Origin of the sequence: Syntrophomonas wolfei subsp. wolfei str. Goettingen G311 (assembly GCF_000014725.1) — a bacterium.
Classification (GTDB): Bacteria; Bacillota; Syntrophomonadia; order Syntrophomonadales; family Syntrophomonadaceae; genus Syntrophomonas; species Syntrophomonas wolfei.
The window spans coordinates 283838-302658 of sequence record NC_008346.1; the positions used below are offsets into that span (position 1 = coordinate 283838).

Below are 18821 nucleotides of genomic sequence, written 5' to 3' on the forward strand. Positions count from 1 at the left end.
AGGATAATAAATGCTAGTGCAGTTTTATAATGTTTCCAAAATTTATAGCAATGGGGTTAAGGCCCTGGATGATGTTTCTTTGAAAATCGAACGGGGGGAATTTCTTTTTCTTATGGGGCCCAGCGGGGCCGGGAAATCAACCCTGATAAAGCTTTTTTTCCGGGAGGAAGTACCTACGCGGGGGCAGATATTTATTGCTTCCCGCAGTATTGTACGAATGAAGCGCAGTGAAGTACCCCCCTTGCGGCGAAATATAGGAATAATATTTCAAGATTTTAAGCTGCTGGAAAACAAGACCGCCAGCGAAAACATCGCCTTTGCTATGGAAGTTGTAGGAGCCAATCCTAAAGAGATTCGCCAGCGGGTAGCCGAAGTTATTGAGATGGTAGGTTTGAAAGGCAGAGAAAACTCTTTCCCCGGCGAATTATCCGGAGGGGAGCAACAGCGGGTCGGTATTGCCAGAGCTTTGGCCAATCGCCCTCTCTTGCTTATTGCCGATGAGCCTACGGGAAATCTGGATATTGATATTTCCCGAGAGATTATGGAACTTCTTTTTGATATTAATCGTAAGGGAACAACGGTTATCATGGCTACGCATGCCCGGGAACTGGTGAAGGCTGCCCGTAAAAGAGTCATTCTGCTGGATAAAGGACGGGTTATCGCTGATAACCCGAACGGGGAGTCAATCGTATGAAATTGAGAAATGTTTTATATTTCTGGCGGGAGGCCTGGAAATCCCTGCGCCGGAACAAGGTTTTAACTATAGCCAGTGTTTCCACCGTTTCTATTTGTATATTGATACTGGGAATGGCAGTGTTAATGACGGTAAATGCCGGAAATGTCATAAAAAAGCTCGAATCTGATGTTGAAATGGTGGCATTTTTGGACCGGGCTTTGACCAGGTCGCAGATTTCACAGATAGAGGAGCAAATCTCCAAGCTTGACGGGGTAAAGAGCGTAAAATTCGTTTCCCGGGATACGGCCCTGGCCCGGCTGGAAAAAAGTTATGGCAATAAGGAATATGATCTTAAATCCACCCTGGGCAAGAACCCCTTGCCCCATAGTTTTGAAGTAAAGGCCAAGAACCCCCATGATGTACCGCGTATTGCGAGCAAAGTGGAAAAAATCGAGGGGATTTACAAGGTAAATTACGGCCAGGGAGTTGTGGAAAGGTTGTTCGCCGTGACCAAGTGGGTGCGGGCTATCAGCCTGGCCTTTATTGTATTGCTGTCCCTGGGGGCCATATTTTTGATAGCCACTACCATTCGCCTGGCTATTTATGCCCGGCGCAAGGAGATATACCTGATGAAGTTGGTTGGTGCTACTGACTGGTTTATACGCTGGCCCTTCTTTATTGAAGGCATATTGCTGGGAACCCTGGGGGCTCTTTTGTCCATCCTTCTGTTGGCTGGAGCCTACAGCTCACTGGTCAACAATATGGGGAGTGTGTATTTTATTCCCCTGGTAACCGGTGGTCCCATTTTGAACCAGCTTTATATAGCTTTGTTGGCCGTCGGGGCGATTTTAGGGGTCCTTGGGACCTATATCTCACTAAACCGTTTCCTGGATGTGTGATATACGGAAGACGGAGGACGGAAGGCGGAAGTTGTCAACAACCCCGTCCCCGTGTCAACCCTGTTTAAGCGACTACAAAGGGGAGGATTTAAAAAATGAGCAAAGCAACGAAAACGCTGGCCTGGTTCCTGACGCTGTTCCTGGGCTTGGCTTTAATTTTTCCAGTTTCAGCCGGTGAACTGGAAGAACAGCAAAAAAAGCTGCAGGATGTTGATCAGCAGATAAACCGGCAAAAGAGCAATTTGGATCAGGCCCGGAAAAAAGAAAAAACCATAATGGGGCAACTGCAAAATATTGAACAGAATATAATCCGGACCGAAAGTGAAATCAAAACCCTGGGGGAGCGAATAAGTTTTCTGGAGGATAATATAGCGAAAACCGAAAAGGATATTGCGGAAATGGAGGCCAAACTGGCGGAGCAGAGTGATATCTTAAGCGAGCGCATGGTTTTCATTTATGAAGAGGGAGACCTTACCTACCTGCAAGTCTTGTTAGCGGCTACTGATATCAACGACTTCCTTACCCGCTATGATATGTTAAATCTTATTGTTGAACAGGATGTGGAATTGATTGATTCCATAAATAAACAGAGAAAAGCCTTAAACGAGAAAAAAGAATTGCTGGAAGCAAGTCGAAAAGAATTACTCAATGCCCAGCAGAGCCAGGAGGAAAAGAAAGGTATACTGGGTGAGGAACGTGAGCAGAAGTCGGTAGTATTAAGTAGTGTCCAAAAAGAAAAGAAGGCCTACCAGCAAGCCCTGGAGGAGTTGGAAAAAGCCTCCCGAGAAATAGAAGCCATGATCAAGAAGCTTCAATCCAGTGGCAGCGGAGCGCAGCTTGGCTCGGGAACCTATACTTGGCCGGCTCCTTCTTGCAAAAAGATAACTTCGCCTTATGGAATGAGATATCATCCGATACTTAAGACCAGAAAATTACATACCGGGATGGATATAGGCGCTTCCCAGGGCAGTACCATTGTGGCCGCTGACAGCGGAGAGGTTATTTATGTTGGTTGGATGTCGGGTTATGGGCAGGTAACGGTTATAGATCACGGAAACGGGATGTCCACTCTATATGCTCACCAGTCTGCTTTCCTGGTGAAGAACGGGGCGCAGGTAAGCAAAGGGCAGGCCATAGGCAAGGTAGGTAGTACCGGTTGGAGCACCGGCCCCCACCTGCACTTTGAAGTTCGGGTCAATGGCAGCCCGGTTGACCCCGCAGGTTATGTAAAATAGGGAAAACCACAGGTGTTGCCCATGTGAATTTTATTAGATATGGAAAGCTTTATGGGAACGGCAGGAGTATGGACTCCCGCCGTTTTTACTTGTGTGCTAATATATGTTAAGCTGGGGGCTAAATCCTCCATCTCAAGCTTTCGTAAAGATTGTGTTGAACTGTCTAATGAAGTAACATATTAAATGTAGTTTTAAAATATAATTTCATATGGTGGTGGAGAATTGAGAAAGAGCCGATTGGTAAATAGTTTTAAAACTTTTTTTGCGCTGGTGGGAATGCTGGTTGTGGCTGGCCTTTTGTATGTTTACATTACCAATGCCGCCGGTATAAGCACTCTTATTAGCGTATTGGGGCTGGTGAAGAGCCAGGCTCTCTATGAAGTTAATAATAGCCAGCTTATTCAAGGGGCAACGGCGGGGATAGTTGATTCCATGCAAGACCCTTATTCCAAATACCTGGATAAGCAAACCTGGAAGGACCTCAGAGAGAGATTGGAAGCGGAATTTGGGGGAATTGGGGTTTATGTTCTGCAGGATAATGAAGGTCGCCTGAAAATAGTATCACCCATAAAGGATACTCCAGCTTATAGGGAGGGGGTAAAACATGGGGATATTATTTTGCGCATCAACAACAAGAGCGCGTTGAATATGAGTACTGATGATGCCGTACACCTGATGCGGGGTGATCCCGGGACCCAATTGCTCCTGGGAGTATACCGGGAATCAGATAAGAAAGAATACGATTTTCGCATAATCCGGGAGATAATCAATGTCCCTTCGGTGGAAGACAAGATAATTAGTGAAAAGCCTCGTATCGGTTATATTGGACTCAACCAGTTCCACTCTCGTTCCGCTGAGGAAATGAAAGAGAGTATAGATGAGCTGCTGGAGGAGAAAAAAGTCGAGGGCCTGATCTTAGACCTGCGTAACAATGGGGGAGGCGATTTTGATGCGTCCATTGCCATCGCCTCAATTTTTCTGGATGGGCAGGAAGTTGTAAGTGTAGTAGACCGCAAAGGCAACAAAACCGTACACAAGGCCGGTCATGGCAAGTTGGATATTCCACTGGTGGTAATGGTAAACGGTGATAGCGCCAGTGCTTCGGAAATCCTGGCTGGAGCCTTGCAGGATAATAAACGGGCCTTGCTGGTAGGGGACAAAACTTATGGTAAAGGCCTGGTACAGACGGTTTATCCTCTGGGCAACGGGGGAGCCTTGAAGCTTACTACTCAGAAGTACTTTACCCCAGATGGTACTGATATAAACGAAATCGGGATAACCCCGGACTTCCCAGTTAAAAATGAAGCTAACAGTGAAGAGGATCGGCAGTTGCAAAAGGCTCTGGAGATAGTGAAAAAGCAGATAGCCGGGCCGGTGAGCAAGGCTTCTTGATTAAAGGAGTGGTTTGACTGGAACAATCATTAGCTGTTTTAGAGATGATGGGGCGAGTTTTTGTAACTACATTTACTTCGCCCCTTTTTCTTTTAATATACCTGTTTCTTTTTATGATGGTAGCCTGGCAGTATAGACGCATGGATAAGCTTTCCGGGCGGATTTTGGATAATGGACGCAAAAGCTACTGGAAGGCAGCCTTACTATCAAGCTTCCTGGGACTTCTGGGAGGGGGACTGGGAAGCATCTTGCTGGTTCTACTGGGTATTAACCTCAACAACATAGGGATAGCGCAGCTATGGCTGCTGGCTATCCTCTTAATGTTAATTAATCCCCGCTTTTTGTGCTTTGCTTATGCCGGAGGAATACTTTCCCTATTCAGCCTGCTTACCGGCTATCCGGAAATAAATGTCCCGCATTTGATGGGTTTGATTGCCGTGCTGCATATGGTTGAAAGTTCACTCATCCTGCTTGACGGAAAATTTCAACCTTCTCCGATTTATATTAAAAAAGACGGCACGGTTCAGGGAGGATTTAACCTGCAAAAATTCTGGCCTATTCCTCTGGTAGCCTTAATTGGTGTTGGCATGATTGAACCAGGCAGTGGAATAGATATGCCGGCTTGGTGGCCTTTACTAAAAGACTATCCTACGGTATCGCCGGATCAAACTTATGCCCTGCTCCCGGTTTTGGCTATTCTGGGTTACGGGGAAATAACTACTACCACTACCCCGGCGCAACGAATCCGCCATTCGGCAGGAAAACTTTTTGCTTTCAGTTTGATTCTGCTTCTGCTGGCCCTGGGGGCCTCGCGTTGGGAGGCTTTGGGTCTGGCTGCTGCCCTGTTCGGTCCCCTGGGCCACGAACTGGTAATATGGTTGGGACAGCGGGAAGAAAGGCGAAAGCAACCATTGTACCTGCAAAGCGGATCTGGGGTGATGGTTCTGGATGTAATCCCCGGAACAGTGGCTGACCGGGCGGGAATAAAATCGCGGGATATTATATTGCTGGCCAATGGCCAGGAACTACAGAGCTTATACGCCCTGGAAGCAGAATGGGAGCGATCGCAGGGCCGGGTTCGCCTGGAAGTTTTGCGTGAAGGGAAAAGAATGCTATGTCAATTAGAGCAAAAATCAGGAAGAGAGCTGGGTATCATCCCTGCCCCCGACCCCTATAACCGCAGGTATTTGCTTTTGCAAGAAGATAATATATTTGGACTTTTGCAAAAAATATGGGAAAAATTAAAAAGGCTTAAAGGATGAGAGGGCAGGCAAGGGGAGAGTTGTTTATGCTGGGTAAGCAGGGAAAAGTTCGCTATGTTTTTACTAGCAGCAATACTGCCGGGGGTTACTGCAGCTTTATGCCGGAGCTGCTGGCAGGGCTGCAGAAAATCTTTATTTTGAAAGGTCCCGCCGGCACTGGGAAATCTAGCTTTTTGCGGCTTCTGGGTCAATCCATGGCCGAACAGGGTTATGAAGTGGAAGTATGGTTGTCGGCCCTGAATCCACTTAATCCGGAAGGAATATACTTACCCCAAATGGAGGCGGCGGTAGTGAATGGCAGTCTGCCTATTACCATTGACCCCGGCTATCCCGCAGGGAGAGCGGAAATAATCAATTTGGAAGATTACCGGGATAGAAAAGCCGCAGCCGAAAAGGGCCGAGATATTTTGGAACTGGTGCAAAGAGTAGAAAAGCACCATAGCAAAGCCTATAATATTTTAAAAAGCGTTATCCAGACCAGGGAAGAGCTAAGACAGCTAAGCGCTCGTCACCTGGACAATAGTAAATTTAACCAGATTTTTCAGGAGCTCGAAGCCCGCCTGGCAGAGGAAGAAGTAAGGGAAAGACATTATTTTGCCAATGCGGTGACTGCTGACGGTATAATCAGCTATATTGAGGAACTCAGTACCCCCTGCCGGAAAAGGTATATTTTCAAGGGACCTGAGGGCTGCGGGAAATCGACCATGATTGCTGAGTTGGCCCGCAAGGCAGCAGAAAAGGGGCAGTTCTTAGAGTATTATCACTCTGGGTTGGAGCCGGAAAGGCTATTGATGGTGATTATAAGCAGTTCCCAGACGGCTTTGATAGATATTGGGGAGATGGAGATTAACCTGAAACCCTGCGACCTGCTGGTAGACTTGGGAAAATGCCTCAGTGATTACGACTGCAGCCTGCTGGGGATGAAAAACAGCCAGGTTTATCGCAACCATGAAGCTATGCTCTTGCAGGTGCAAGATGAACTGGAGAATGCTTGCCTGGCGGTAAAAAAGATTAAAAAGATTAATGCGAGCTTTATGGACTATGATTCCATCGATAAGAAAAGAATGGAGATAGAACAAGAGTTGGGTTCTGAGCTTTCCAAGTGTTTTTGTAACGGTATTGAAAGTGGGTTATAATATGCCGGAATTTAAATTACATTCATCCTATAAAGCGACCGGAGACCAGCCGCAGGCGATAAAGCAGCTTCTGGACGGAGTGGCGGCAGGATTTCGTGACCAGACCCTCTTGGGAGTAACCGGTTCCGGTAAGACCTTTACTATGGCCCGGATTATAGAAGAGTTGCAGCGACCGGCCCTGGTTATGGCCCCTAATAAAACCCTGGCCGGCCAGCTTTATTCCGAGTTCAAGCAGTTTTTCCCGGATAATGCCGTGGAGTATTTTATTAGCTACTATGATTATTACCAGCCGGAGGCTTATGTTCCCCAGACTGACACCTATATTGAGAAGGATTCCTCCATTAATGATGAGATAGACAAGCTTCGCCATTCGGCTACAGCTGGCGTTTTAGAGAGGCGCGATGTGATAATAGTGGCCAGCGTTTCCTGTATTTATGGCCTGGGTGCTCCGGAGGATTACTACTCCCTGGCCGTATCGCTGCGTCCCGGAATGGAAATAGCCCGGGATGATCTTTTACGCCGTTTGGTGGACAACCATTATGAACGCAATGATTTTTCATTTTTCCGAGGGAACTTCCGGGCTCGCGGGGATGTGGTGGAGATATTTCCCGCCTCCTCCAATGAGAATGCTCTCCGAGTGGAGTTTTTCGGTGATGAAATCGATCGCATTATCGAATTTAACCCCTTGAGCGGGGAAATCATAGGCCGCCGTTTGCACAGCATGATATTTCCTGCTTCCCATTTCGTCACCACCCGGGAACGGATGCTAGAAGCCGCCGGGCAGATCGAGGAAGAACTGGCGCAGCAGTTGGCCCGCTTCAAAATGGAAGGCAAGCTGCTGGAGGCGCAGAGGCTGGAGCAGAGAACGCGTTATGATTTGGAAATGATAAGAGAGATAGGTTATTGCAAGGGGATTGAGAATTATTCCCGTTATATTACGGGACGAGCCCCCGGCGAGCCGCCCTATACCTTGCTGGACTTTTTCCCGGATGATTTCCTGCTCTTTATCGATGAGTCCCATATTGGCGTGCCCCAGATTCGGGGTATGTACGAGGGAGATCGCTCCCGCAAGCAAAACCTGGTGGATTTTGGCTTTCGCCTGCCTTCCGCTCTGGACAACCGGCCTTTAAAGTTTGCCGAATTTCAGGAGAAGATTAATCAGGTGATTTATGTCAGTGCCACCCCGGCTGATTATGAATTGCAGCATAGCGTACAGGTGAGTGAGCAGATTATCCGCCCGACCGGACTGCTTGACCCGGAGGTAGAGGTCAGGAGCAGCCAGAACCAGATTGATGATCTTATGGCTGAAGCCCGGGCAGTGGTGGAAAAGGGTTACCGGGTTCTGATAACCACCCTGACCAAGAGGATGGCGGAAGACCTGACAGATTATTTGGCTGATACAGGTTTAAAAGTGCGTTACATGCATTCGGACATAGATGCCCTGCAAAGGTTGGAGATTTTGAGAGAATTACGCAGCGGAGTTTTTGATGTTTTGGTGGGAATAAATCTGCTGCGGGAAGGTCTGGATCTGCCGGAAGTAGCCCTGGTAGCCATACTCGATGCGGATAAAGAGGGTTTTCTTCGCTCAACCCGCTCGCTGGTTCAGACTATCGGCCGAGCCGCCCGCAATGTTGAGGGCAAGGTGATAATGTATGCGGATGAAATCACCCTCTCAATGAAGTCGGCTATAGATGAAACCAACCGCCGCCGTTTGAAACAACTGGAGTATAACCGGGAACACCATATTACTCCGGAAAGCATCAGGAAGGCCATATATGCTCCGGTAGAAGCAACTATTGCCGAAGAGGCGGTAGAATACGATATCCGCGATTTTCAAAAAATGGCCCGGGAGGAGAGGGAAAAGCTCTTACGGGAAATGGAAGCCGATATGTACCGGGCGGCAGAAACCCTGGAATTTGAAAAGGCCGCCCGTCTACGGGACAGTATTCGGGAATTGCAGCAACCGGTCAAGAAAAGCAGGAGACGGGGGAAAAGATGAAAAACCGCATTATAATAAAAGGTGCGCGGGAGCACAATTTGAAGAACATTGATCTGGAGATACCCCGGGATAAACTGGTGGTATTTACCGGAGTATCGGGCTCGGGCAAAAGCAGCCTGGCTTTCGATACCATATACAGCGAGGGACAGAGGCGCTATGTGGAGTCGCTTTCCACCTATGCCCGGCAGTTTTTGGGGCAAATGGACAAGCCCGATATTGACCATATCGAAGGGCTTTCTCCCTCCATTTCCATTGACCAGAAATCCACCTCCAATAATCCCCGTTCCACGGTAGGGACGGTGACCGAAATCTATGATTACCTGCGTCTGCTCTTTGCCCGGGTGGGGAAACCGCATTGTCCCCATTGCCGGCAGCCCATCAAAAAACAGACGGTGGACCAGGTAGTGGATAGTTTGCTCGCCCTGCCTGCCGGAAGCCGGCTCAAACTGCTGGCGCCCATTATCAAAGGGCAAAAGGGGGAGCACAAGAAAGTCTTGGAGAACCTCTTCCGGGATGGTTTTGTAAGGGTGCTGGTGGATGGTTTCGAGTACACGGCCGATGAGGAGATCGTTCTGGCCAAAAATCAGAAGCATGATATCGCTGCGGTGGTTGACCGCCTGGTGCTGAAAGAGGGCATCAGGAGCCGCCTAGCAGAGTCCCTGGAACTGGCTTTCGAACTGGGAGAGGGCATAGTAAAAGCCCGCTTGCTCCAGGAAGATGGCAGTGAGGAAGAGATTCTCTTCAGCCGGGAATTTGCCTGCCCGGAATGTGGTTTCAGCCTGCCGGAGCTCAGTCCCCGCATGTTTTCCTTCAACAGCCCCTTCGGGGCTTGCCCGGAATGCGACGGGTTGGGGGAGAAACGAGAAATCGACGCGGATTTGCTGCTGGATATGAACAAGAGCCTGGACCAGGGGGCGGTAATCCCCTGGTCCAGGAACTTTCACACTTATTATAACCAGATACTGGCGGCTATGGCGGCCAGGAATAATATCCCTGTAGATAGTCCTTTAAAGGAGTTGAGCTCCAAACAAATTAAAACTATTTTATATGGAAACGATAAGGAGCGCTTTGAGATAGTTTATACCAATTCTTACGGAGAAACCGGCAGCTTTCGCTCCAGTTACGAGGGGGTCTTCAACAATCTTAAGCGCCGTTACCATGAGACCAAATCCGAGGCGGCCCGGGAAGATATCGAAAGATATATGAGTTCCACCCTCTGCCCGGCCTGCGGGGGAAAGCGGCTGCGCTCCGAAATTTTATGGGTATTGCTGGGGGAAAAGAACATCAACCAGGTGACCGCTTTGTCTGTAAGGGATGCCCTGGAGTTTTTCCATCGATTGGAACTGAACGAGAGGGATTTGTTCATTGCCCGGCAGGTGATAAAAGAAATCCGGGAAAGGCTGACTTTTCTGGTGGATGTGGGGCTGGATTACCTGACCCTGGACCGGGCAGCGGGGAGTCTTTCCGGGGGCGAAGCCCAGCGCATCCGCCTGGCCACCCAGGTGGGGTCCAGCCTGGTAGGGGTTCTCTATGTGCTGGATGAACCAAGTATCGGACTGCATCCTCGCGACAACGATCGCCTGCTGGCTACACTGAAGCGGCTACGGGATTTGGGAAATACGGTAATTGTAGTGGAACATGATGAAGATACGATTCGAACAGCGGATTATATTGTGGATATTGGTCCCCGGGCCGGCATACATGGAGGACAGGTAGTGGCCGCAGGGCGGCTGGAAGACATAATGGCTGCCGAAGAATCGCTTACCGGCCAATACCTGGCCGGTAAACTGGAAATAGACATTCCCTCCCAGCGCCGTGTAGGAAACGGGCATAAACTTCTGCTTAAAGGGGCGGCGGAGCATAACCTGAAAGAGATTGAAGTTGCCATTCCCCTGGGCCAACTGGTGCTTATCACTGGTGTCTCAGGTTCCGGCAAAAGTACTTTGGTGGAGGATATAATCTATCCCGCTTTGATGAAGGAACTGCACGGAGGCCGGCATCGTCCCGGCAGTTATCAGCAGATGAAAGGGATGGAAAATGTCGATAAGGTAATAAATATTGACCAGTCCCCTATCGGGCGCACTCCCCGTTCCAATCCGGCTACTTATACCGGGGCTTTCGATGGTATCCGGGAGCTGTTTTCCAATACGGGAGAAGCACGCCTGCGCGGTTACCGGCCCGGACGCTTCAGTTTTAATGTGCGGGGAGGACGCTGTGAGGCCTGTTCCGGAGATGGGATAATAAAAATAGAAATGCATTTTTTGCCCGATGTTTATATACCTTGCGAGGTCTGCAAGGGCAAACGCTATAACCGGGAGACCCTGGAGGTCAAATACCGGGGTAAAACTATTGCAGATGTACTCGAAATGACCGTAGATGAAGCAGTGGAACTTTTCGAGAATATCCCCCGGGTTTATCGTAAACTCAAGGTTTTGCAGGATGTGGGCCTGGGTTATATCCAATTGGGACAGCCGGCCCCCAGTCTTTCCGGCGGCGAGGCCCAGCGGGTGAAACTGGCCACCGAGCTCTCCAAGCGTTCGACCGGCAAGACCCTGTATATATTGGATGAACCCACCACCGGCTTGCATAAGGAAGATGTTAAACATTTGCTTACGGTACTAAACAGATTGGTAGATAATGGAAATACCGTACTGGTTATTGAACATAACCTGGATATGATCAAATCCGCTGACCATATAATCGACCTGGGGCCGGAAGGCGGGGAAAAAGGCGGTTATATTGTAGCCGAAGGGACCCCGGAGGAATTGGCCAAGCACCCCTTGTCTTATACCGGCAAGTATTTGCAAGATATCTTAGACGGATGACGGATGACGGATGACGGAGGGCGGAAAGCGCGCTATCACCCTCCGGGTACTCCTGGTGTTCCACCCTGCGGGTGTCACTATTAAGGTTGACGACCATGGATGGGAGGTTAGCGCGGTACCCCTTGAGCCGCGAGACAAGCCGTAGGTGTTGCCCATGCAAAGATTGCGAGCGGTATATTTATACAAGAATCGGGGGCATGGGGTGAAGGATGGGTGATGAGATGCTGAAGGAAAGATTAAAAAAGGTGCCGCTCCAACCGGGGGTATACTTGTTCAAAAACCAGGAGGGGCAGGTGCTCTATGTGGGAAAAGCCCGGGTTCTTCGCCAGCGAATGCGCTCCTATTTTCAAGCCCCGGAGCGAATGCATCCCAAGGTAAAGGCGATGATGGCCTGGGTAAGTGATTTTGACTTTATCGTCACCCACAGTGAAATGGAAGCTCTCATTCTGGAAAACAACCTTATAAAAAGCTATAAGCCCAGGTATAATATCGATTTGCGCGATGATAAAAGCTATCCTTATATCAAAGTCACTGTCGCCGATAAATTTCCGCGGGTTTACCTGGCCCGGGAAAAAAAAGACGGAGTATCGCGCTACTTTGGACCTTATACCGATGTTACTTCCCTGCGCGATACGCTCAAGCTGCTCAACGGCGTTTTCGGGCTGCGCAGTTGCCGGACTATGAAGTCCCGGCGCCGGCCCTGTCTCAACCGCGACATGGGTAAATGTCTCTCCCCTTGCAGCGGTGAAATTTCAGAAGAAGAATACAGCCAGAAGGTTCAAGCCTTAATCACTTTTCTGGAGGGTGATTTTCAAGAGATAGTCCGGGAAAAAGAAAAAGAAATGGCTATGGCCGCCAGGAGTCTGGAGTTCGAAAAAGCCGCCCGCCTGCGGGATCAGATCCAATCCCTGCGCCAGTTGGGTGAAAAACAAAAGATTGAGCTGGCTTCACCCTATGAACTGGACCTGGTGGGGATGCTAAGCGGGGAAAAGGAGAACCTGGTCCTGGTTTTTAAAGTCCGTTCGGGAAAGATAGTAGGCAAAGATACTTTCTGGCTGAAGCGCCCTATCCAGGAAGATGAGAATGAGGCCATGGAATTTTTTATTAAACACTATTATGATGAAAACCCTGATATTCCACCGGAGATACTCTTGAGCCACCTGCCTTCTGAGTCCAAACTGGTGGAGGCCTGGCTGAAATCCAGGGTCTCCCACCGGGTAGAACTCCGGGTTCCGCAAAGAGGAGAAAAGAAACAGGTTCTCAATATGCTGCTGGAAAATGCTCGTTTACTCCTGGAGGAAAAGCAGCGGGAAGAGAATAAGCAGCTCGCCGCTCTCTCGCATTTGGCGCGGGTTCTGGACCTGGAAGTGGTGCCTAATCGCCTGGAATGTTTTGATGTATCTCATCTGGCCGGGGAGGAAACAGTGGCCTCTATGGTGGTTTTTGTCGGAGGCCAACCGGAGAAAAAGGCTTATCGCCATTTTAAAATCAGAACTCAACAGAATAATGATACTGCCTCACTGGCTGAAACCGTTAGAAGGCGTTTGGAGAATGCCCGCCAGGCTAATCCAGCTTTTTTGCCGGAGCCGGATTTAATACTGGTCGATGGTGGATTAGGACAGGTTAATGCCGTAGCAGCAGTTTTGCAGGAAATGAATCTGGATATCCCGCTGTTTGCTTTGGCTGAAAAGAATGAGGAGATATACCGGCCAGGTAAAAGCCAGCCACTGGTATTGGCGGCCCGGGATAATGGACTGCAATTGCTGCAGAGGCTTCGGGATGAAGCCCATCGTTTTGCTATTGAATATAACCGGAAGAGAAGGGCAAAAAAAATCAGGTCTTCTGCTCTGGACGAAATACCGGGAATAGGGAAGCAGAGAAAGAAGAACCTGCTGGTTCATTTCACTTCGGTGGCCAAAATTAAGGAAGCTTCACTGGATGAAATAGCGGCCGTTCCGGGAATGAACCGGAAAGCGGCACTGGCGGTAATAGAGTTCTTCCATAATCAGGACTGAAAAGTCTAATAAAAATCAAAACCTGGTTAGTATGAAAAGGTCGTCAGTCGTCGGGAGACGGAGGACGGAATGGTCGCCAGATGCCAGTGAATGGAAGACGTAGGTCGTTAGACGTCGGACATAAGGGTAGAGAGGGTGATTCCCTAACCCCTATCTTACTGTTTAAACCCCGCTTACTCAATTTCATCGTTGTTTGTGGCCTATGGTTATGGGGGGTTCCACTGCGAAAAGTTATTATATATTGGCTGGTATAAATATATCGCTCGCCTCCTTTCACCAGCCTGCTTGTTGAAAATTTCACTTATCGGAATATTTCCCGGGAAATAAGTCGAAGTGGGGGAAAAAAGCTGTTGGAATAAGCAACAAAATTCCGTATGATTTAAGAAAGAGATTATTATCGGGAATAATAATCGAGAAAGGAGGGGGTTTGTTTGCAGGGTTGGGTGCTCAGGTGGTTTTTAAATATCCTGGCTATTGTTATTACTGCAGCTTTGTTAGAGAATTTCGAACTTACGCTCTGGGGGGCTATTGTCGGGTCCATATTTCTAGGAATAGTAAATGCGGTAATCCGGCCGTTGTTGATTATCTTGACCTTACCTCTGAATATTGTTACGCTAGGGCTTTTCACCTTTGTTATTAACGGTGTAATGCTGTGGATAACCTCGGCAACCGTCAAGGGCTTTGATATTCATGGCTTTGGCTGGGCTATCGTCAGCGCTTTGCTAATCAGTATCATCAGTTTTATAATCAGCTTCTTTATCGATGACAGAACCTTTAGATTCAGGAATTAAGCTATTGGTTTTACTGCAAAAAGTTATTGATATTCATTAGTTTGCATAAATATGAACATTCCTTTCTGCGAAAGGCACAAAACATCATGAAAGAATTTCTTTCAAACCCGCGTAGTTCCCTTAATAGCGACCGAAGGGAGCATCAGTTGTGCCCGAAAGGGCGCTTCGCATGGCATGGGCAACACCTACGGCTTGTCTCGCGGCTCAAGGGGTGCGCGCTAACCTCCCATCCAGGGTTGTCAACCTTAATAGTGACACTCGCAGGGTGGAACACCAGGAGTACCCGCAGGGTAATAGCACTCTCGCGATGTCCTCTCGCCCCCTGTCGCCTGCTCGCCTTCGCCGGTGCAATCTTAATAGAATTTATCGTCATTAGCATTGAACCTTGCCAACCTTGCCTAATACCAGGTGGCATAATAATCAGGAAGGCTGCCCGCATAGGCTGGCAGCCTTCCTTAGGGTCCTTCTTATGACTTTCTATGGGTAGATTTCCTATTCGCTTTTATTCCCTTCCTGTCTGGCCAAGTACTCACGGATTATCATTCTAACCAGGCGCTGCGCGATATCTGGTACCCGGGCTATTCAATTCTCTAATATACTTAATTCCTCAGCTCTTCGCCGGGTAAAACTAAAAAAGTTGTCCTTTTATTTCTCCTGTTTTAAATTTCTACAATAAGTCCGTTGCTTATCCTATGACTTATTCTCTAACTTATCTGCTTATGAAATTATTAAGCTCATCTATTGTTCCCAGATCAAATATTGCTTCCGCCAGTTCCTGCAGCTTTTCTGCCGACATGGACATTACCCGGTTTTCCATTTCAACCGGCATAAATCCAAACTTCTTTTTCAATAGGCGCAACAGTATAATGGCCTGGCCTTCCGCTTTGCCTTCTGCTTTGCCTTCCATCTTTGCTTCATAAAGGGCTGAATTCCTGTCTAATATAGCTTTTCGCCTGAGTTCGTAGAGTTCTCTTTCTCTAGGATTGGAAGCCATTTGTTCCAACACTTGTTTTGCTTGCCCGATGGCAGGGTCTTCTTTAGCCAACCTGTCAAGAAGCTCCATATTCCATCCTCCTTTCAAAAACACCACCCATCTATCCAATGGGTCGGTATAACTCGCCATTTCTTGTCTTAGTTTGGGCAACTCGATGAAATGAATTTCTATGGCATCGGTCAGGTCTATATTCTCCTGGGTCTCTCGTAACCTGAATTTTGTATGATAGCGTTCGATATTTTTTATCCGGGTAAAATCTAATACATTTATGGCGATTACCCGGTTAAGGTCTTGATATCTCCCGCCGCTTATGTTCTGGTCTCCAAACATGCGACAAGTATAATAGGTGCTGCGTCTCTCCATGTTGCCCAGATTGCCAATCTGCATTTCTACATCTACCAGGTCATCATTTTCTAATTGCAGTTTAATATCCAGTATACCCACACTGTCATCAATACTCTCCGGTTCCAGGTAAGGATTCAGAATTTTAACATCTACAATTTTTTGTTCTCCGGTCCAATTTAAGACTGCGTTAAGAAAACTGAGTAAAATACTTTTATTTTCCTGGGAGCCGAATACTTTTTTAAAGACCAGATCTACCTTGGGGTCCAATATCTCTGGCACAACTACCAGCACCCTTTCCCATATCTTTATTTTATCACAGGATATCAAATTCCCAATATCTGTTCTTATGATGAATTGTATCGTAAATTCTCTTGTACAACAACCTGAAAAGAGAACAATTGTTTTGAAGTTTGATTGGGATTATTCTATGCAGTATTTTAGGGATATGTTTATCCTGGGAATTATTGCAATATGTTTATATTTTATTGTTGGGGTCAGTAGGAAGATAAGTATATGAAACCGTCTTGTAAAGTATATTAGTTTTAGGTTCTGCGAAAGTTGATTTTTCTGTTGCTTCTAAGATTTATAACTGCCACTGCGGAATTATTTCAGACATCACCTACATCAGTAAAGAATGCAAGAAACAGTTAAAAAACCGGTATTGACACAAAAGTGCATCCCCATTTGGTAAAATGTTAATAACTCCTTAAAAACACACCAAATGTAGAAAGGATGCACAATATCATGTTATATCAAATCGATACATCTGAAAAGGTTATTAACGAAATCCAAAAGCTCGTTAAAAATCTTAAAATGTACCAATTGCTTCGAGCAGTTAACACATTAGAAAGTTGCGTGGCATCACTGTTCAGCAGATTTTTAAGTTTATCTTCCTGCTAGCTCTATTTGGCAAGAATCAGTATAGATTCCTGGAGAGCAAATGTAGTTAAGGGTTACCAAAGAAAGATTTATATGCCTGGAGATGTTTCCGGCTTATGTTGGCGTTTAAAGCTACAGATAAATTCGACCACTTGACATCGGATAAAAGGGTCAGAGCGTTGGCAAGTAATAGATAAAAGAAATTAGGAATAACCTGAACGAGGGAAAGTTTTTCGAAGAACTAGAACTGGGGGAAAAAGATGTCCATAGAACTGGTTGCAATTGACCTGGATGATACCCTGCTTGATTCTACCTGGAAGATACCGGAATCCTGTCTGGAAGCTATCAGCCAGGTGCAAAGAAAAGGAGTTAGAGTAACGCTGGCCACCGGGCGCATGTTTCGCTCTGCCTTGCCTTATGCCCAACAGTTAAAGGTAGACATACCTTTAATTACCTATCAGGGAGCTCTGGTAAAGAATTCGTTTTCCCAGGAGGTTCTCTATTATGAACCACTGCCGCGCAAGCTGGCGGCGGAGATTATGATATTTTTTAAAGAACGAGGGATATTCTACCAGAGCTATTTTAATGATTGTTTTTGTATAGAGAGATGGAGCCCGGAAGCCCAATATTACGCGGAATTGTCCGGAATGGAGCCCTTGTTTTATGATGACCTCATAGCTGTTTCCCGGGAGCAAGATACACCCAAAATTTTAGCCAGCATTTTTGATGAAAGGCTGATGCTAGCCATAGAAGAGGAATTGAACCGGCGCTATGGGGAAGAATTGTATATTACCCGTTCCAAACCGGTTTTCCTGGAGGTAATGAAGCGTTCCGTTGATAAAGGGCTGGCTTTAAAGATGCTGGCTCGTTACTTTGGTATCCCCCGGGAAAAGGTTCTGGCCTTTGGTGACAGTTATAATGACCTGGCTATGATAAAATGGGCCGGAATTGGTGTAGCCATGGGCAACGCTCCGGAAGTAGTAAAAGAAGCCGCTGATTATCTGGCCCCTTCCAATGAGGAAGAGGGGGTAGCCCACGTATTGCATGAATTAATACTTGATAAATAGTGAGGCGTAAGGGGTAAGGTGTGAGGTCATAGCTATCGTAATAGAAGGGTGGAAAGCCGGGGAAGATAAACTGACGGCAACTCCGCCTGAACGAGGACTAATGTTTCTGGAAAATGGGCCAGTGTTGAATGGAATAATATGAGATAAGGGGAAAAGGCTGTTTCGTAGCTATGCAGCTCATGTAAGGGGGGCAGGATTTTACGGATATTGATAGAGGAAATAGGCATGGAAAAGTCCCCCACATAATTAATCCCGATAACAGGGATTTGGTTGTATGTGTGGATCTGGGAGGCAGCAAAGTGCTGATGGCTGTTGCTATGGCTGAGGGACAGTTCTTGCGCCGCCTGAAGTTTCCCACCCAGAGCGAAAAAGGGCCGGAAGATATTCTGGATCGTATAGCAGCCGGGGTTCAGGAAATGTTAAAAGCAGGGGCGGAAACAGCTGATAGGATTGTGGGTATAGGAGTAGCTACTCCTGGGCCGCTTTCGTTTCCGGACACGGTGGTTTGGGATTCGCCCAACCTGGGATGGAACCGGGTGAACATTAAAGAGGAAATGAAAGCTCGGCTGGGTTGGGAGCCGCTGGTGGAGAAAGATACCAATATGGCTGTTTTGGGAGAATATTATTTTGGCCAGATGCAGCGCTGCCAGAACCTGCTCTATATTACGGTTAGTACCGGAATCGGTGGAGGAATAATGTTAGGAGGCCAGCTCTATAGGGGTCAAAATGGGGGAGCCGGAGAAATCGGGCATATGGTAGTGGCTTCCGGGGGGAGAATCTGCGGCTGCGGAAGGCAGGGCTGCTTGGAAGCTCAGGCTTCAGGAACCGCCATAGCGCAGATGGCAAAGGAGCTTGGGCAGGAGGGAAAAGGACAGGGAATGTTTTCCGGCCTGGGCACGGTCGGGGCCAAAGAGGTGGGAGAAGCCGCTCGCCGAGGAGATAGGGAAGCCCGGACCATTGTAGCTCAGGTGGTAGATTATCTGGGAATAGCCCTGGGCAACCTGGTTAATATATTTAATCCCGAGAAAATAGTATTAGGCGGGGCCGTAAGCCTGGGTTGGGAAGACCTTCTTCTGGAGCCGCTTCGGGAAAGAGTTAAAGCGGAAGTTTTCCCGCTTAATGCCCGCGATCTGCAGATAGAGGTTACCCGCCTGGGGGAGGATGTAGTACTTTATGGTTGCATAGCAGAAGTCGGAAGGCGGAAGACGGAAGGCGGAAAACGGAAGGCGGAGGACGGAAGGAGTTGTATAAGGGTCGACTCCACCAACTTCTTTTGATGCAGAAGGGTTGTATAAATATACAAAGC

13 protein-coding genes are annotated in these 18821 nt (G+C 47.7%); 12 read left to right on the plus strand and 1 reads right to left on the minus strand.

The window, feature by feature from the left end:
* Positions 1-10: 10 nt before the first annotated feature.
* The 10 genes from ftsE to SWOL_RS01325 all read left to right on the plus strand — a co-directional run bounded on the left by ftsE (position 11) and on the right by SWOL_RS01325 (position 14230).
* On the plus strand, positions 11-694 hold the full coding sequence (ftsE, locus tag SWOL_RS01280) for a cell division ATP-binding protein FtsE (RefSeq protein ID WP_011639705.1): 684 nt from the start codon (positions 11-13) through the stop codon (positions 692-694).
* Positions 691-1575, plus strand: a complete 885-nt coding sequence (gene ftsX, locus SWOL_RS01285) for a permease-like cell division protein FtsX (protein ID WP_011639706.1) — start codon at positions 691-693, stop codon at positions 1573-1575. The genes ftsE and ftsX overlap by 4 nt, the downstream gene beginning before the upstream one ends.
* Before the next feature lie 95 nt (positions 1576-1670).
* Positions 1671-2810 carry a murein hydrolase activator EnvC family protein gene (locus SWOL_RS15030; RefSeq protein WP_011639707.1) on the plus strand — a complete coding sequence of 380 codons (1140 nt, stop codon included), beginning with the start codon at positions 1671-1673 and terminating at the stop codon, positions 2808-2810.
* Positions 2811-3032: 222 nt separating this feature from the next.
* Positions 3033-4202 carry a S41 family peptidase gene (locus tag SWOL_RS01295; RefSeq protein WP_011639708.1) on the plus strand — a complete coding sequence of 390 codons (1170 nt, stop codon included), beginning with the start codon at positions 3033-3035 and terminating at the stop codon, positions 4200-4202.
* A gap of 44 nt (positions 4203-4246) precedes the next feature.
* Entirely contained in the window at positions 4247-5464 is a 1218-nt protein-coding gene (locus SWOL_RS01300; protein ID WP_011639709.1) for a PDZ domain-containing protein, read from the plus strand.
* Positions 5465-5490: 26 nt separating this feature from the next.
* A complete protein-coding gene (locus SWOL_RS01305) occupies positions 5491-6600 on the plus strand; it encodes a hypothetical protein (protein ID WP_011639710.1) in 1110 nt (369 codons plus the stop codon).
* Position 6601: 1 nt separating this feature from the next.
* Positions 6602-8599, plus strand: coding sequence for an excinuclease ABC subunit UvrB (uvrB, locus tag SWOL_RS01310; RefSeq protein ID WP_011639711.1), 1998 nt, complete (start codon positions 6602-6604; stop codon positions 8597-8599).
* Positions 8596-11424: an excinuclease ABC subunit UvrA gene (uvrA, locus tag SWOL_RS01315; protein WP_011639712.1), complete on the plus strand. Its 2829-nt coding sequence runs from the start codon at positions 8596-8598 to the stop codon at positions 11422-11424. Before uvrB ends, uvrA begins: the two co-directional genes overlap by 4 nt.
* 209 nt (positions 11425-11633) lie before the next feature.
* Positions 11634-13439 carry an excinuclease ABC subunit UvrC gene (gene uvrC, locus SWOL_RS01320; RefSeq protein ID WP_011639713.1) on the plus strand — a complete coding sequence of 602 codons (1806 nt, stop codon included), beginning with the start codon at positions 11634-11636 and terminating at the stop codon, positions 13437-13439.
* A 431-nt stretch (positions 13440-13870) separates the two neighbouring features.
* A complete protein-coding gene (locus tag SWOL_RS01325; RefSeq protein ID WP_011639714.1) occupies positions 13871-14230 on the plus strand; it encodes a phage holin family protein in 360 nt (119 codons plus the stop codon).
* A gap of 709 nt (positions 14231-14939) precedes the next feature.
* On the opposite strand, the gene SWOL_RS01335 is transcribed toward SWOL_RS01325, so the two are convergent.
* On the minus strand, positions 14940-15848 hold the full coding sequence (locus SWOL_RS01335) for an Rpn family recombination-promoting nuclease/putative transposase (RefSeq protein ID WP_162010593.1): 909 nt from the start codon (positions 15846-15848) through the stop codon (positions 14940-14942).
* An 860-nt stretch (positions 15849-16708) separates the two neighbouring features.
* Here SWOL_RS01335 and SWOL_RS01340 point away from each other — a divergent pair.
* Together SWOL_RS01340 and SWOL_RS01345 are read left to right on the plus strand one after the other, a co-directional pair.
* Positions 16709-17515 (plus strand): Cof-type HAD-IIB family hydrolase, encoded by an 807-nt coding sequence (locus tag SWOL_RS01340; RefSeq protein WP_011639716.1) that lies wholly within the window; start codon positions 16709-16711, stop codon positions 17513-17515.
* A gap of 278 nt (positions 17516-17793) precedes the next feature.
* Positions 17794-18792 (plus strand): ROK family protein, encoded by a 999-nt coding sequence (locus tag SWOL_RS01345; RefSeq protein ID WP_278078279.1) that lies wholly within the window; start codon positions 17794-17796, stop codon positions 18790-18792.
* Positions 18793-18821 lie beyond the last annotated feature (29 nt).

What these genes read in the sequence shown, in the direction of transcription:
- SWOL_RS01300 (WP_011639709.1), top strand. Translation starts at nt 4,247, where the DNA reads ATGATGGGGCGAGTTTTTGTAACTACATTTACTTCGCCCCTTTTTCTT.
- ftsX (WP_011639706.1), top strand. Translation starts at nt 691, where the DNA reads ATGAAATTGAGAAATGTTTTATATTTCTGGCGGGAGGCCTGGAAATCC.
- SWOL_RS15030 (WP_011639707.1), top strand. Translation starts at nt 1,671, where the DNA reads ATGAGCAAAGCAACGAAAACGCTGGCCTGGTTCCTGACGCTGTTCCTG.
- ftsE (WP_011639705.1), top strand. Translation starts at nt 11, where the DNA reads ATGCTAGTGCAGTTTTATAATGTTTCCAAAATTTATAGCAATGGGGTT.
- uvrC (WP_011639713.1), top strand. Translation starts at nt 11,634, where the DNA reads ATGGGTGATGAGATGCTGAAGGAAAGATTAAAAAAGGTGCCGCTCCAA.
- SWOL_RS01305 (WP_011639710.1), top strand. Translation starts at nt 5,491, where the DNA reads ATGCTGGGTAAGCAGGGAAAAGTTCGCTATGTTTTTACTAGCAGCAAT.
- uvrB (WP_011639711.1), top strand. Translation starts at nt 6,602, where the DNA reads ATGCCGGAATTTAAATTACATTCATCCTATAAAGCGACCGGAGACCAG.
- SWOL_RS01340 (WP_011639716.1), top strand. Translation starts at nt 16,709, where the DNA reads ATGTCCATAGAACTGGTTGCAATTGACCTGGATGATACCCTGCTTGAT.
- uvrA (WP_011639712.1), top strand. Translation starts at nt 8,596, where the DNA reads ATGAAAAACCGCATTATAATAAAAGGTGCGCGGGAGCACAATTTGAAG.